At 42.4% G+C, this 15063-nt stretch carries 16 protein-coding genes; 1 reads left to right on the forward strand and 15 read right to left on the reverse strand.

What is annotated here, in order from left to right; genetic code table 11:
- Position 1 precedes the first annotated feature (1 nt).
- From ACO1D1_RS19175 to xerA, 14 genes are all read right to left on the reverse strand, one after another.
- Positions 2-1888, reverse strand: coding sequence for a phage tail spike protein (locus ACO1D1_RS19175; protein WP_423336729.1), 1887 nt, complete (start codon positions 1886-1888; stop codon positions 2-4).
- A complete protein-coding gene (locus tag ACO1D1_RS19180; protein ID WP_423336730.1) occupies positions 1879-3303 on the reverse strand; it encodes a distal tail protein Dit in 1425 nt (474 codons plus the stop codon). Before ACO1D1_RS19180 ends, ACO1D1_RS19175 begins: the two co-directional genes overlap by 10 nt.
- Positions 3303-6083: a phage tail tape measure protein gene (locus tag ACO1D1_RS19185; RefSeq protein WP_423336731.1), complete on the reverse strand. Its 2781-nt coding sequence runs from the start codon at positions 6081-6083 to the stop codon at positions 3303-3305. Before ACO1D1_RS19185 ends, ACO1D1_RS19180 begins: the two co-directional genes overlap by 1 nt.
- Positions 6084-6100: 17 nt before the next feature.
- Positions 6101-6337, reverse strand: a complete 237-nt coding sequence (locus ACO1D1_RS19190) for a hypothetical protein (RefSeq protein ID WP_423336732.1) — start codon at positions 6335-6337, stop codon at positions 6101-6103.
- Between the two features lie 95 nt (positions 6338-6432).
- Entirely contained in the window at positions 6433-6831 is a 399-nt protein-coding gene (locus ACO1D1_RS19195; RefSeq protein ID WP_423336733.1) for a hypothetical protein, read from the reverse strand.
- A 44-nt stretch (positions 6832-6875) separates the two neighbouring features.
- Complete coding sequence (locus ACO1D1_RS19200) at positions 6876-7406, reverse strand: hypothetical protein (RefSeq protein WP_423336734.1); 531 nt, start codon at positions 7404-7406, stop codon at positions 6876-6878.
- Between the two features lie 39 nt (positions 7407-7445).
- Positions 7446-7832 (reverse strand): minor capsid protein, encoded by a 387-nt coding sequence (locus ACO1D1_RS19205; protein WP_423336735.1) that lies wholly within the window; start codon positions 7830-7832, stop codon positions 7446-7448.
- Positions 7833-7834: 2 nt separating this feature from the next.
- Complete coding sequence (locus ACO1D1_RS19210; RefSeq protein WP_423336736.1) at positions 7835-8269, reverse strand: hypothetical protein; 435 nt, start codon at positions 8267-8269, stop codon at positions 7835-7837.
- Positions 8266-8436, reverse strand: coding sequence for a hypothetical protein (locus ACO1D1_RS19215; protein WP_423336737.1), 171 nt, complete (start codon positions 8434-8436; stop codon positions 8266-8268). The genes ACO1D1_RS19210 and ACO1D1_RS19215 overlap by 4 nt, the downstream gene beginning before the upstream one ends.
- 166 nt (positions 8437-8602) lie before the next feature.
- Positions 8603-8989, reverse strand: a complete 387-nt coding sequence (locus ACO1D1_RS19220; RefSeq protein ID WP_423336738.1) for a hypothetical protein — start codon at positions 8987-8989, stop codon at positions 8603-8605.
- A 15-nt stretch (positions 8990-9004) separates the two neighbouring features.
- Positions 9005-9211 (reverse strand): hypothetical protein, encoded by a 207-nt coding sequence (locus ACO1D1_RS19225; RefSeq protein WP_423336739.1) that lies wholly within the window; start codon positions 9209-9211, stop codon positions 9005-9007.
- 61 nt (positions 9212-9272) lie between these two features.
- Positions 9273-10361 (reverse strand): SU10 major capsid protein, encoded by a 1089-nt coding sequence (locus tag ACO1D1_RS19230; protein WP_423336740.1) that lies wholly within the window; start codon positions 10359-10361, stop codon positions 9273-9275.
- Between the two features lie 66 nt (positions 10362-10427).
- A complete protein-coding gene (locus ACO1D1_RS19235) occupies positions 10428-11096 on the reverse strand; it encodes a Clp protease ClpB (protein WP_423336741.1) in 669 nt (222 codons plus the stop codon).
- 160 nt (positions 11097-11256) lie between these two features.
- Positions 11257-12252: a site-specific tyrosine recombinase/integron integrase gene (gene xerA, locus ACO1D1_RS19240; RefSeq protein WP_423336742.1), complete on the reverse strand. Its 996-nt coding sequence runs from the start codon at positions 12250-12252 to the stop codon at positions 11257-11259.
- 115 nt (positions 12253-12367) lie between these two features.
- Here xerA and ACO1D1_RS19245 point away from each other — a divergent pair, with 115 nt between their 5' ends.
- The gene (locus ACO1D1_RS19245; RefSeq protein ID WP_423336743.1) at positions 12368-12583 is read left to right on the forward strand and encodes a helix-turn-helix domain-containing protein; all 216 of its coding nucleotides are present in this window, start codon (positions 12368-12370) and stop codon (positions 12581-12583) included.
- A 66-nt stretch (positions 12584-12649) separates the two neighbouring features.
- Here the strand turns inward: ACO1D1_RS19245 and ACO1D1_RS19250 are convergent, their stop codons facing one another.
- The gene (locus ACO1D1_RS19250) at positions 12650-15052 is read right to left on the reverse strand and encodes a M14 family zinc carboxypeptidase (protein ID WP_423336744.1); all 2403 of its coding nucleotides are present in this window, start codon (positions 15050-15052) and stop codon (positions 12650-12652) included.
- Between the last annotated feature and the right edge of the window lie 11 nt (positions 15053-15063).

Consider the following 15063-nt stretch of genomic DNA (forward strand, 5'->3'; position numbering starts at 1 on the left):
ATCAACCCTCCTTCCACATTCGGATGATACGTCCGTATGCATCATAGCCGCCGTTACCTGTATTCAGGCGCACATAAAACGATCTATTCGCGCCTGTTGGTACACCGAAATCAAGGGTTAACACTTCGCCAAATACCGCTAAATCACTCGTTTGACTTGTGTCGTAAGTGGTTCTTTGCGCCAGTACAGTGCCATTATTATCTACGATGGATAATCGGCTACCTGCCGCCGCATTGCCTGCATAGAGAGCGACTTGAATTTTGACATATCGGCAATTGTGGGTGAACGTGTAATAATTACAATTTGAGGGTAATACTTGTTTCGTATGCCACCACCACTGGACGATATCAACACTGTCGGATTTAAACGCTGGCTCCGTTCCTGTAATAGCGAAATCACTCTGAATAATACCGTTATTTACAGATGTATATCCGTCAGGACGTTTAATTGTAATCTTATTTGTATCGATTCCGTTTTTATCAATCTTAGTATGCGTAAGGTTACTTGCATCTCTTACTTCGATAACTCCGTCTTTATCTCCGCCAGCAATTAACATTCCACCTCGTAAACGGTCAAAAAGCATTTCGCCATCCACAATGTCAGAGGCGCTTGTAGTCGTTAACGGCACCCAATCAGTTCCGTCATGAGCATGGGCAATATTAACATTCGTTTCTGGGTTAGGCTTTACCCAAATGACCTTTGTATCTTCCGGAGGAGTAGCGGACATTACCTTTTTCTTTTCGGAATAATCCTCGGTATATTTCTGCGCCGCCGAAGTCGCGATTATAACTTTTTGCGCCACTAATGCTTTAAGCTGAGCGATTTGCTTTTCTAAGTCCGTCTTGTTATATTCGATAAAGTTTCCGATAGTAAACGACTTAATCTGGCCGGTCGCTTGATTCAATTCTACGTCTTGAATGCGTCCTTCAACGTACAATGGAGGCTGATATCCGTCATCTTTTATCCGGACTGTTTGCCCTAGCCTTATTTTCTCGTGTTCACGTCCGAATATATGCTCTAAGCTAACCGCTGCACATTCGTAAGATACTGCAGCGTCAACTCGCTTTTTGAGCTCATCTTGTGTCAATTTCCGCAACTGTTCAAGCGTCATGTCAGTCGAACTTGTTGAGGGAACGAACGGAACAATTAAATGCTGACCGTTACGGTTCCAACGTTGAAATGCGTCATCATCGATAACTAAAACGGTAAGCCGCGTTCCATCCTCTTTTTCCGGACCGATACCGAGCAATGCCGTTACGATTTGACCGCTGTCTTCATTCCTTGTAACCCCTACAAGATCCTTGCCGAACTTGATTTCCTTGCCTTCAAATCCCGCCATTTGCTTACGCATGTCAACGAATCTGCCGACAATTCTATTTCCGCTAATTTCAACACGATGAGAGATTTCGAGTCTGAAAGTCGAAGCAATTAACTGCAGTAGCGCGAGTGGATTCGTATATTCATTGATAGTTATCGTTTGAGTATCGGTAAATTCGATATAACCAGGCGTCCATTCTGTGCCGTCTAGCGCTAAATCGACTGCAAGAATGGATGTCGTACCGGTCAATGTTTGTGGCTCGATAACCTTTGCCTTCGATAAGTCCGAAAAACTTGCGTCAGAACGAACGTCTCTTTCGTTCCTCTTCGTTTGACGAGCATAGTTAATGATATACTCACGAAAATAACCGTCTTCATCTTGTATAATGATACGGTTTCTTTTTACAAGAAGACTCGACTTTTCGACTGAGGCATTTGCGATAAAGTCAAATTTGTTTTCTCCGTTAAGACTATCAGTACGAATTGGTTGGCCGACTATTTCTTTTTTCGATAAGCTAAGCGTTCCTAGGATTTCGTCCGTCTTCTTGTCTAAAACGTGAATTATCGCCACTTCGGTCGCCACCTCACTTCCGTACTGTTAATTGATTCTGACGGTTCAATTAGTAAATTATTTGAACCCGCCGATAAAGGAAAGTATTCACCGACAAACGCCTTTTCTTTTAGGATTGGTTCACCGTTTTTTCTAATAATGTCGTTAATGTGATCGAATTCGATTACATCCCCAGCGCGAGCCACGTATGGTATTTGATTATCCACAGGACTGTTAATCTTATATACTTTTAAATCGTTAATCCGCTGGTCAGTGGCGGGCACAGTGCCATATTGCCATAATTGCACTTGTATTTGAGAGACTTTAGCCGTGTACAATCCTTGTGTATCTTCCCATGTCTTGTACAGAGTGTTGTCATGCTTGCCATTCCTAATCGTTGCTACGTAGGCATACCAAGACCGACCAACTCTACCAATACGCATTATGCCGTCGAAGTTCGCCCACACCCAATCGGCATCGCCTCTATATTCCAGAATATTAACGCCCCCTGCATCATTACCGGCTCTCAGCCGTGCCCAGTTTGCTTGCGAGCCTGGCGCCCGTTTAGTCATTATTATTTTCGCGATAATTTGATTATTTACGTCCAGCATGTCAATTTCGATACTGCCTACTCGGCCACTACTGCCATTTTGAGTGATTAACGTATCAACCTGGAAATCTTGTAATGTCGTGTTGATAGATGTTTTCATGGCTGGCCCATGCCATCCGGAATCCAAGCCGTAGTCATCAGTCCAAAAATAGTAACTTCCCGCTTTAAGTGTACCCTTATTCGTTCCGCCTTCAATCGACGTCGTACCTGCCCATCCAACAAGAGTATTACATTCGTGCCAAAACTTCCTTTCCTCTCGCGCATACGGCTGTTGCGTAACCTCCGTAGGATTACCGATGAGATTAATTTTTTCACCATCACTGACGGCGACAAACGCTGTGTCCGCTTTTATTTCGCAAGTAATAATCGGCTCTGTGTCGATAGTTCCGTCCACATTAAATTGACCGAAATTGCTGAACTCTACTGCCTTTTCTGCACCATACTTGTAAGGATCCGGACAAATAAACGTAATCGTGCCGTAACCGTGCGATACAATTTCCTCGGGATTAAATGTACCATCAACAACCGCATAGTAAATCCGGTCTACTTCATCGTCAAAAACCAGTTCCACCGGTTCTTTAGTATAAAGCCAAGCCGCTAAATCCTCTGACTGTTTGCGAAGCTCATCTGCACTATCCGCACTGATTTCGACATTGACTTCGATTACTCTTACGTCTGTATTGGTCTCGCTAAGATAAGCGCCGGCCATTCCGGGAACAGTTAATAATTGGCGACTGATCGGTGCCCAATACGTCCGGCGTTTTGAAATTGTCATCATATAGTCCTTGCGAATCCCGTTAAAGGTAAATCCGTTATTCAACGCCACTAAAACCGCTCCCTTCGACTTTTATTAAGCGCCTGTTCTTCCGTCACGTAGGGTTCAATAATGCGCCCTACTTCGCGTTCGTCCATGATAACGGTAGCATTTACGCCTTTTCCAGTATTACTCCGAATATCCCTTAGCAACGATAATAATTCACGGTCCGAATCACTAAGACCTGCACTTTTATCCGTGATACCTGCGTCAATCATACGCATTAAATTCGCCTGTTGCGCCTCCGTCAGTACCATTTCGTTACGAAGTAACCGGACATCCACTTCGTTATGTGTCGGTAAATTTGCGAATTGTGACGCAAGCCCACCTGTGTGCAACTTCGGAGGTTTTCCTACTATTCCGCCAGTATGATATTCTAAGGCATTCTTTTTAATAGAAACGCTACTATGTCTTGCCTGCTCTTGGACGTAGACATTAACCCACTTAGTGACGTCTTTCGCCAGTTCATTGTTCATCGCTTGCGCTTTAGCAATAATTTCTTCTACTTTCGATTTTGTGCCTTGAAGTTTATCGATTTGACTTTGAATTGCGCTAACGGATTCGCGATATTCCGCAGTGTTTCGCTGATTAATTGGGATAGAATCGTGAAGCTTTTTCTTTTGCTCCTCTAATTTAGCAATAGCCGTGTCTATAACCGCAACTTCTTCGCCACGTTTCGAAGTCAATCCGACTTGGCGTAATTCTAGGTCAATCATTTTTCGCTTAACTTCGTCGAGTTTTCCGATTTGCTCTTGAATTTTATCAAGTTCTTTCGTCCGATCGACAAGCAAACCGGCTGCCTCCGCGCGTTGCTTCTTGATTGCTCCGATTTTATACTCTTCTCTTTCAATAGCCGCGTTAATACGATCGATTTCAAGAGCGTCGTTGTTTTTCTTTGCTGTAGCTAAAGATTCATATAACTTTCCAATCTTCTTACGTTGTTCGAATTCTTTATCGTCAAAGCCCGCTAGGCTTTCTTTTATCCCGTTAATTCTTCTTAATTCCTCGGCCTCTTTCCGGAGTAAATCTCCCATGTTCGCTTCAGCCTTTGCTTTTTGCGCTTCTAGTTCTAATCTCACACGCTCGTATTGTTGCTGATTATACGCCTTCACTTTATCGGTGCTTTCAAGTATTACGTTGCCTTGCTCACTTATTTTTCGGGACGCTTCCGGTACCGTTTCGATTAGGTCGTTATTTAATTGGACCATTGTATCGAGTTCTTCGTTAGATAATCCGGACTTTTCTCGGAGTTTATCTTGCTCTTTAGTTAACATTGCGATAGCTTCCGGATCAGCAGTCTTTGATAATGACGAATTGATATCGACAAAACGCGCAAACTCATCGTTAGTTAACTTTGATTTTGTTTTCAATTCGTCAAATCGGTTTATGCTAACACCGAGGCCGTCCGCTTGTTTTAACAACGATTCAGCAGTTTCGAGATTTACTTCTTTCATTTCGTTCGAGTGAACGACTACTCCGGCAATTACTCCTCCAAGTATTGAAAGCGCAGTAATAGCCGCGCCAACCGGCGTTAGGGCAAATGCGCGTAATGCAACGCTTAACTTTGCGATCGTACTACCGACAAGTAATATCGCCGTAGTTGTTCCCGCCATCGCCAGCCCGACTTTAATTGTAGACTTATCAACTTCACCGAATTGTCGGATTAAACCCGTCGCAAACTTTGTTATGTCCGTAAGAGCCGGCAAAAACTCCTCACCGATACCGATTCCGACTGACTCAAGTGTCGATTGGAACTGAATAAATGCGCCTTTTAATGTTTCCATTTTAACGCGAGCTACATCGACGGCTTTTACCTTTGACATAGCGCTCCACATTTCGTCTATGCCTTTTGCGCCTTCTTTATATAGGATGTTGGCCGCACGAATAGCGTCCGTTCCGAACATCGTCTTTAGTGCCATTTGGCGTTGCTCATCGGAAAGCTTCGCAAGTTTCGTTTTTAACAATTCTGCGATTTCAGACATTGACTTAATCGATCCGTTTGCGTCATAAAATAACGATGTACCTTTTTCCGTTAATAGACCGAGTTCAGCCATTTGCTCTGAAGCTGCCTTTGTTGACGGAGATAAATTAAGGAGCATTGTTTTAAGCGAAGTACCGGCATCTGAACCTTTTAGTCCGTTTTGGGCGAAGGTAGCGAGAGCTGTGGCTGTATCTTTAAACGTTAAACCAACTCCGGATGCAACCGCCGAAACCATTGATAGTCCGAATTTCATTTCTCGCACGTCCGTCGCAGATGCGTTGGCCGCACCGGCGAGAATGTTGGCTGCGTCGCTTACGGATAGAGCATCTGCTTTAAAGCTGTTAAGCGCTGTACTAGCAATCTCCGCCGCTTCCCCTAGATTCAAAGAGCCCGCGATAGCTAAGTTTAGCGCACCTTCAAGTCCTCCGTTAATAATCGTTTCGATGTCAAGTCCTGCCTTAATTAACTCCTCGATACCTCCGGCCGCTTCACTCGCGCTAAACGCAGTCTGCCGGCCCATCTCTTTCGCAAGTTCAGTTAACTGACTCATTTCGGATGACGTCGCACCTGATACGGCTTTAACATCCGCCATTTTCTGTTCGAAATCAGCCGCGGTCTTTACTGCAGCACCGACACCTGCTACCAGGGCCGCTCCCATCGCAAGGCTCGCCTTTTGAATAAGCTTAATATCTTTACTGACCGTTTGAGCCGAGTTGCTAGTATTTGACATTTGGTTCTGCGCTTGCTGCATGCTCTGGTTAAATTGCGCTGTATTTAGTGTGAGTGTCGCTTGTATATTTCCGACGTTCATTTAATTCTCACCCCTTTTTATCTCGATTTATTTCCGCCCATATTCGCCATCGCACGAAGCTGTTCGAACTTTGCACGGTCAAATTTTTCCGGAGCTTTGACGCCTGTTTCCTTAGAAAGCACGTCAATAAATTTCTTATATTCCGCATCATCCATCGCTCGATTTCCAGTTGCTATCAGCGTTGAAACTTCATTCAAGCGATTTAACGCGTCATGTTTTCGTTTTGTATCAAGCAATGCCGGCAAATCAACCATATAATAGCCGGTTTCTAGTTCGACTTGAGAAACGCCAAGCGAAACGGAAACTTCGATTAAAAAGTCATCAAGCGTCGTTTTCTCGCCTTCATCCGCTACTCTTGAGTCGGTTTCGGTAGAAGGCTTTTGACGTTTTTTGCTACGGCGTCAAGACGGTTAAGCGTAATCGTCTTAGTGATGTATTCAATTAACTCGTCGACTCCGACATTGTTTGTGATGTAATCAGCATCTAAGCCAGTAAGGACTGCGACAATTTGGGCGATTTCATCAAACGCCATATCAAGCGCGGCAATTACATATGGGTAAAAATCTTCTTGTGGCGCAGACAGCACCTGGACGATAAGCCCCGGTAATTTATCGACGGTTGTGAAAAGTTCCCGCCATTTTGCAATAGTTAACTTCTCTATTTTCACGCGCTGTTCACCGAGCATTATTTCGTGCTCGCTTAGCGCAGTTATGTTCGATTTTCGTTTAAACAACACGGTGATACGCACCTCCGATAAAAGTAAAAGGCGAGCCCGAAAGCCCGCCATCTGTTTTAAACAGCCGTAGCCGTTTCGTCACCCATAATAAAAAGTAAACCGTCGTCATCAATGTCCGGATATGCTACGAAAGTCACCGGAGTAATACGTTCATTGTCGCTGTCGTAAGCATAGTTATGGTCAACGATAGCGCCGGCAATCGGAATCGTAATCCAATCGTTTGCAGTCGCCGAAGGATCAGTCGGCTTAATAACTAGCTTTTTAGCAGTATCCAAAAGATTAAGGCCGGCACTTGCTCGGACTTCCAACTTCTCTTTCCCTCCGGAACCCGTAACATAAGTACTGTTTGGGGTAACCTTCGATAATTTTTCTAAATCATATAAAGCAAAAGGAACTGTTACTTGCGCCGTTCCGCCTTTGTAGATTGATTTCACAACTGTATCTCCATATTGGTCAACGGTTACATCCTGCTTGGAATTTGTAGTTGTAAAAACAATTCCGCCTTTTGTAATGTCGAATGTTACCATATCAACGCCTTCACCGTATTCGACAATCGCTGGACCAATAGGTACATTAATTCCCGCCATTTAATTCCCCTCCATAATTAAAATAAAAAATTGCGCAGTCTAGCCGTTAGGCCTAACTACACAATCGAAATTCATACTATATATAGGACGATTATTATCGTCATTTCCGATATAAAACGGCTCACTGTGCATTGCGCGAATAATGACGACTGAATCTTCGCCAATTATTACATCTCGCAAATTCATCAGCGATTTATTAAGCGCATATGCTCGTGTCTCCACCTCTGCAGGATCGTTAGCCTTACCGCGTACTCGTATTTGAAAAGACGGCTGTTTTTTACCTGTCCACTGACTCGGAGGAAATCCGCCTGTTAGTTTTACGACGGCACATGCGTCCGGGGTCGTTTTTGAAATTGGAAATGAGTTCGGGTAATAAACGCCATCAACTCGCGATTTTATGAACGATGTTAAATCGAGGATTTTCACGTTTAATCACCTACCGCATCTTTAATTTCATCCGCTATCCATCGCACGTATTTATCCGCCTCACCTTTTAATGGGCGCTCTAGGTATTTATTGCCGACATCATATCCGTCAGTACCTGGCGATCCAGCCGATAATGGTCCGAGATTGTACTCGCCTTCATGAATCCATATAGCATAGTTATACGGTGTACCACCACTATTATCAACGGCGCTAAATGACACTTCGCCCACAACATCGCCAGCAGTTTCGCGCACTGTCGTATTCCCTGACCTCCTCAAGTCGCTCGAATCAATCGGAGCAATATCGACGGCGATTCGCTTTAAGTCATCTACTGAGTCGTGCATGCCATCTTTTGCCGCTTGCCTAACGCGTGAAGTCGCCGTGTTCATATTCGCAACCACCGAGGCAAAGTCGAAAGATAAGCCTCCGCTACTCATACGACCACCTCCGTCAGTATCGGTTTACCGTTCGCGCCGCGTTTAACGTTGATTTCAATCGGATTTTTCTCGATGGTTAATCCGAGCTCATTCGTAAACACAAGCGTGTCGGTTTCCCGAATATCTGCGAGTTTGTCGAATAGAATGCGTGCTGATGCGACTACCACTTCGCTGTTTGTCATCCCTACAGAACGATAGGTGCGTAGTGCTACACCCTCTTCAACTCGGCATCTTAACTTGAATGTTTCGCTGACTTGCGAGTTTCCCCAGGCGTCCGGTTCGGTGTCATGACGTAGAATTTCGACGGTTTGCTTCAATGGTACAACGGCCATACTACAACACCGTCCACTTGATGCGTTTCGTAGATTGGCCTAGTGTTACTCCGTTTGCTTTACCGATTAAATCGAGTGCCACTACAGGGATAAGCGACTCTAACGTTGCCCTTCCGCCTTCAAAAGTATACGAAATCCCAGCAACCGAGAATTGCTTGACGCCATTTTGCATTTGTGCGTTAGTATCGTTAAATGCTACCGCAAGTACTGCAGCAAACTCATATACCGCTGCATCCGGTATCGTATATTGCAAATAGACCCGATTTAGTGTCGTTAAAGCGACATTTAATATCCGTTGTTTTTTCGCCTCGTCACTGTCGGTCCAGTCGTCAATCACAATTACGTTTGATTCGATATAAGTATCTGCATCAGTAATGTTAACCGCCATCTATCCCACCTCCGCTTATTTACCGGAGGACTTTTTCGCAGGCGCTTTCGGTTTTGGCGTCTCCTCCGCTTTTGGTTCATCAATACGGACTACGTCCGCTAGTTTTTCAAGCACTTCTATCTCCGCTTTGTTTTCAGTAACGAAATGGCCTCCGCTAAATTGCTTGCGATCACCCTTTACATAGAATCCTAGTTCGAGATATTGCGATTTGTATTTCGCCATACATTGCACCACCTTCGATAGAAAAACCCGCGACCCAATCGAGCCGCGAGCGTTAGTTTAGTTAGTTAAGACCCTTCAAGCGACCGTGAGCTTTTTCTTGCTTGAATTCAAGCGTATATTCTCCGACAAGCATACCAGTTGTGTAATCGCCCTTTTCGCCCATGAATTTGTGGAAGAATTCGCGACCAACTAGTGGACGGATAGCCATACGGTTAGCATCAACGAATAATAATTCGTCTGCAGCAAGGTTGTTATTCAATGCGATTTCAAATTCGCCGAAGTCGTTGATTAACTTGTCGACTACTTCACCACGAGAGTTTTCGCCGCGAGCGATTTGAACTTTGTTAGTATCTAGCGCAGAAAGTTTACGTTTTTGTTTAGCGCCTACGATTACTTTGTAGTCTCCGCCAGTTGCAAAACCGCCAGCTTCGTAGATTTTTTGAGCTAAGTTATTTACCGCATCCATAGTTAATGCTCCAGATACGTTGTCTACGTTCGTAGCAATAAACTGACGGATACCTTTCATTTGACGGATTTGACCATTTTCGTACTGGATGCCATTGATTAACGCTTTTTCCAATTGAAGCGCAAGCTCAAGTTGTTTCTTTTGCTTTTCATATTCGTAAAGATCATTGATCCCGTATTGTGTTACCGCTTGAGCAGTTCCGCTGATCTCGATAGAGTCGTCGAAAATTTGAGTTTTATTCGACTTTGCAACGCGAGCCTTGAATCTAGCCCCACGAGCGTCTGACCCTTCTTGACCTTCAACGAATTGAACTTCGATTTTAGCACCGTCAGAAATTGCTGCAGCAGTTGTTCCGGCATATCCACGAGTAACGGTTAAAGTTTTAGTACCTGCATTAACGGCAGTTACTAAAAGTAATTCTTCACCGATTTTTACTACGTGACCTACACGGAATGGTTCAGCGTCTGCAACAACGATCGCTGTATCGCTTACTAATTTTGCACCTGCAACAGTTGATTCATCAGCAAACATTTCATCTTCGAACCATTGGTGAGTGGTTTGCGTTACTGCTTCGCCAAATCCTAGTAAAGATAAAAGTGGTGTTTGGTGTCCGTTAAGCAAAAGGATCTCGTCTACTACTGATTGTTTTTTACCGATAAGTGATACATCATAAATTTTCGCCATTATTGGATGGCCTCCTTTGATTTGTTTTGAAATTTAAAAAAGACGCCGATATGGGCGCCTGCTAAATTACATGTCTAATTCTCGTTTTAATGCGGCGACTGCCATACGGTCTTCAATCCGACCAGTACGCTTCGCCTTTTCGACTGCGTCTTTCAATAACTGTTCGCTAGTCTTATCCGCTGTTTCTTTATGCGAATTAGTAGCCTCGCCGATTGGTTTTTGCGGCTTTTTTGTATCCGCTAAAAATGCGTATTGTTCAACAAGCGCACCCATCACCGCATCCAAACCTTCAACGCCATTTTCGCCAACTGTTACGGCCGATAAGTCGGCAAGTTTTAACGCTGCATCGATTCGATCCGCCGGAATGTTTACACCTGGGGCCGCCTTAATAAATGCGTTTAGTACCTTTTCGCGTTGTACCTGCGATTGTAAGTCTTCGAGTTGTTTCGCTAGTGACTGCGCTGTACCGTCCTTTTCTTCGAGCCTCTTTTGCAGAAGTTCTAATTCGGACATCTCGGCTTCTTTGCGCTTATTCTCTGCGCTTTCAAGCTCGGCAAGTTTTGCTTTTAGGTCGTTGTAATCAGCGTACTTACTTTTAACGCGTCCTTTTTCGCGACCAATTAAAGCGTCTAGTTCTTCTTGAGACATGGTTACCGTTTTAACTTCTGGTTTTTGAACCGGTTCCTCAACCGTATGATTTTCGGTAACTACTTCGTTTTTTAATTCCTCGCTCATTGCGTACCTCCACCGTTTTAAGCTCGTCAGCTATTGCGTAATTAAGCCGTTGCAGTTTTACGTCGTAAACGTTCGGACAAGGCAATATAAAAAGGACACCGTTTACTGCAGCGTCCCTTCTTTGCAAATAAATATCGTTGCCTATGCGATACTTATGGCATTATTGTACGTGATATCGTTTATGCGCTTGTTTTTTACGCTCTTCAGATACATGCGCGTATACGAGGGTCGTGCTAGGGTCTTCGTGCCCTAAAATCTGCTGTACGTCCGCTAAGTCTGCACCGTTTTCCATCATTAATGTGGCTTTGGTGTGCCGGAATACGTGCGGCGTAAGATTCTTTGATATGTTAGCCCTTGATTTAATTTTATCAATAATTCTTCCGATTGCTCGGTCCCCCAATTGATGAATCGGTCTGCGCTCTGTTACAAAAAGATACTCACAATCATCTTTACGACTGTTTAAATATTTACGGAGCTGATGCATCGACTTAATGGATAGGTAAACAACTCTTTCTTTATTGCCTTTGCCAATAACTTTTAAACTTAATTCCTGTGAGTTTACATCGGATATTTTCATGTTCATTACTTCTGACAATCGACAACCAGTAGCATACATAACCTCCATGACGGCTCGTTCTCTAGGCGTTTTACACGAATCTCTGACAATCTCAAGTTCTTCTATGCTGAGACTTTTAGGCAACCTTTTAGGCTTTTTAGGGGACTTGATTTTTGCCGACGGGTCACGCAAAAGCATTTCTTCACGAACTAACCATCCGAAAAAACTTTTTAAAACGGATAATTTTGCATCAACTGTAGTAATTGCCCAGGTCTTATTGTGGGCCAGAAACAACCTGATATCAGATGTTGTAATCTGCACTACCGCTTTATTTACGTAATTAGCAAACATGGTCAATTCTGACTTGTACCCTTTAATTGTTTTATCAGATAAACCCTCGATTTTTCTTGCCGATAAAAATATTTCGATTTTTTCAAGAAGGTCAATTTCTAAATCTTTTTGGGTCCTTCTTTGGATTTCGTAATTACTCAAGATTTCTTCAATTCTCACGGGAAGTACTTGCATATCAACATCAGGAGCAAGCGTGCTAACAACAACTAGTAAATCATTGGCTATGCGGGCTGTATCATTTATCATCATTACTCCTCCTCTTAAATTTGATACGTATAACGTATTGATTAATTTAAGTATAATATAATACACTTAACGTATCAATAACTAAAACGTATCAAAAGTAAATGAGGAGGAAAGTCCTATGAAAGTAATAATAAAATTAGATCAATTACTTACTGAAAGAGAAATGTCACAACATGAATTAGCAAGACAAACAGGAATAAGACAGCCATCTATTAATGATATGTGCAGAAATCAAACACAAAGGATTCCACTTGATAATTTAGCGAAAATATGTGAAGTTTTAGGATGTGAAATTACAGATGTTTTGAAACTAGAAAAAGAGCAATCGGAGTGATCCGGCTGCTCTTTTTTATGCCTTTTTTTATTCATCTCTTAGTTCGTCTTATGTTCCGAGTGTGAATTAAGCACCTTCAATTTTAAAGTTATCAAATTTTGTAACAAGATCATTAAAGGTTCTCAAGCCATGTTTGGTAAATGTTTGGTTAAAAGTGTTTACTGCACTTATTCTTTCAGTTCCATCAAGGGATACTTTGATACTACTTCCATTTGCAATCACTTTAATTGCGTAGGTAGTTGCTGCAACTGGAGTAAATAAATACTCTCCTAACAAATCATTCGTCGAACTGGTGAATTTGTACAGATGGATTCCTGTTGAGTTAACATAAGCTGCCAACAAATCTGTACCATTTACTCGGAAAACGATTCCTCCACTTGAGTTCCATGTTACATCAACACTAATCGCTACATTAGATTCCCCTGAATCAATAACAGCAATGCTATCATTACTTCCAGCAGCAGTATATGCTTTGTTACTATTTATTCCCCAAGTTCCTTTTTGCGCCATCCAACTTTGACCGGTTGTGGCAGTTCCAAGTGAAGTAGTGCTATTGGCACGATTAAAATCATCTGTAATAGCATCCATATTCCAAGCCCATGCTCCTACAAAAGAGCCAATCCAGTGCTTACCATTGTCAAAACTCCTAAATTGGAGAACGTATTTATTTTTAACTGTAAAAGTAGGTGCTATTCCATTTTGCCATACAACTGAACTTGGGAAAGTAATTGTAGCAGCATTTAGGTAATCCAAAAAGACTAGCACATCAAGGTGTGACTCCGGTACTTTTGGTACATTTGAAAACTGTAACGTTTTAGCTACCGCATCATCTGTTTTTATAGTAAATAATCGAACGCCGTTGTTTAAATCAAGATTAAATATATTTGTTAAAGCCGTCACCGTTTTTTGTTTTTTATCTAATTTAATCGCACCATCTGAAAACATTTCCGCTAATGATATTAATACATTACCATACCATTCCACAGCTCTTGTCATTTCAGCGGAATTAGCTAGAGTTGTACTGAAATTTCCAGTAGCAAATTCCAAAGTTGTACTTGGTACACCTCTTACCGTTTCTAAGTAGTTAGAAGCGTCCGAGTGTAAAGAATCAACATAACGTGTTTTTAAAGATTTCGAATAAGTTTTATTCCAAGAATTTATTAGATATTCCTGCTCTGTATGCATGATTTCATTGAGTAAGGAATTTGGCTTAACGTAACAATAACCACCATAAATACCATACTCTGTATAGCCGTATGGGACAGTATGAAAATCAAGATGAAAACTAAATTCTCCGTTGTATTTATCGATGGTGTTCTTAACTGCGAGTGCTTCGCTTTGTGAAAACGGTGTGCCGCCTTGTGAATCGCTGCCTGCTTGATTCCAGAATACATCAAAGTTTCGGTTAAGGTTAATCCCGTTTGGATTTACCCTTGTAAAGTTGACATATCCACCTGTATTAACTACAGGAATTAGAACAATCCGTACTTTATCTCTGATATACCGTAAACGTTTATCAGTAGTGTTACCATCATAAATTTCTTTTAAGATGTTATAAATTCCCCAATAACCTTCCGGTTCATCACCGTGAATACCCGCTGTAATAAAAACGGTTTGTTCAAATGATGCTGGAGCAAAGCAATATTCATAGATGGGGTAATTCCCTGATGGATCAGTTCCAATTGTTGACCTTGAAATTAGGTTTGGATACTTACTTCTAAGCGTTTCGAATGTGTTTGCAATAAAGTTTGGATAAGTTAGAGAAAGATTTGCGCTAGGTATTGTAGGTGGATTCCACCAAGCTTTTTTCGACACCATTTCTGCCAAGGACGAATCAACTTTATTCAACCGAGCATTCAAATTCACTTCATTTTTTCGCGCCTGTACGACCTCTGGATTATTACTCCCCGCTTCTGCAATTACACGATCAAACTCCGCACGAACTAAATCAGCAACCGTTTTAGCAAGAGCTGCATTTGTTTCCGCTTCGGTTGATTTTGTGAGAGCTGCAGCAGAATCCGTACTTGCTTTATCTGATTTACTAATGGATTGCGTTAGTAAAGATTCATTTGCTATTACTAACGTTTTGTCATCTGTAGGCAGTCCGCCTTGCAAACTTGGATCATTTACGATGTTATATGCAAGTGGAGCCGATGAAACACGTTTGTTACCGGTATCGTAAATCTGCACCGTTGCATCCACTTTACCTGCAATCGTCGTCTCACTTCCGCCGACTTCAAACCGCAGCAATCCATTTACTAGCGTACCTTCTCGGATTACTGATGTCTTATTCTTTTTTAACGTTACTAACGTATATCTATACGTATCTAATAACGGAAATGCAATCGTATCGTCAATGACTGCTATCTCGAATACAACGTTATCGTTAGCCGTTACATTCGGCACAATCCCGCCGTATCGCTTTGCTTTTAAATTTACCGTTAAGCTATACTTATTTTCTAACGCCATTTTAGGTAGCC

The organism is Neobacillus sp. 19, from assembly GCF_049463095.1.
Lineage (GTDB): Bacteria > Bacillota > Bacilli > Bacillales > Cytobacillaceae > Neobacillus.

Bases quoted from the DNA above. Each gene is read 5' to 3' on its own strand.
- ACO1D1_RS19185 (WP_423336731.1), bottom strand. From the start codon at position 6,083: ATGAACGTCGGAAATATACAAGCGACACTCACACTAAATACAGCGCAA.
- ACO1D1_RS19190 (WP_423336732.1), bottom strand. From the start codon at position 6,337: ATGGTTGATTTGCCGGCATTGCTTGATACAAAACGAAAACATGACGCG.
- ACO1D1_RS19200 (WP_423336734.1), bottom strand. From the start codon at position 7,406: ATGGCGGGAATTAATGTACCTATTGGTCCAGCGATTGTCGAATACGGT.
- ACO1D1_RS19210 (WP_423336736.1), bottom strand. From the start codon at position 8,269: ATGAGTAGCGGAGGCTTATCTTTCGACTTTGCCTCGGTGGTTGCGAAT.
- ACO1D1_RS19220 (WP_423336738.1), bottom strand. From the start codon at position 8,989: ATGGCGGTTAACATTACTGATGCAGATACTTATATCGAATCAAACGTA.
- ACO1D1_RS19225 (WP_423336739.1), bottom strand. From the start codon at position 9,211: ATGGCGAAATACAAATCGCAATATCTCGAACTAGGATTCTATGTAAAG.
- ACO1D1_RS19230 (WP_423336740.1), bottom strand. From the start codon at position 10,361: ATGGCGAAAATTTATGATGTATCACTTATCGGTAAAAAACAATCAGTA.
- ACO1D1_RS19235 (WP_423336741.1), bottom strand. From the start codon at position 11,096: ATGAGCGAGGAATTAAAAAACGAAGTAGTTACCGAAAATCATACGGTT.
- xerA (WP_423336742.1), bottom strand. From the start codon at position 12,252: ATGATGATAAATGATACAGCCCGCATAGCCAATGATTTACTAGTTGTT.
- ACO1D1_RS19245 (WP_423336743.1), top strand. From the start codon at position 12,368: ATGAAAGTAATAATAAAATTAGATCAATTACTTACTGAAAGAGAAATG.
- ACO1D1_RS19250 (WP_423336744.1), bottom strand. From the start codon at position 15,052: ATGGCGTTAGAAAATAAGTATAGCTTAACGGTAAATTTAAAAGCAAAG.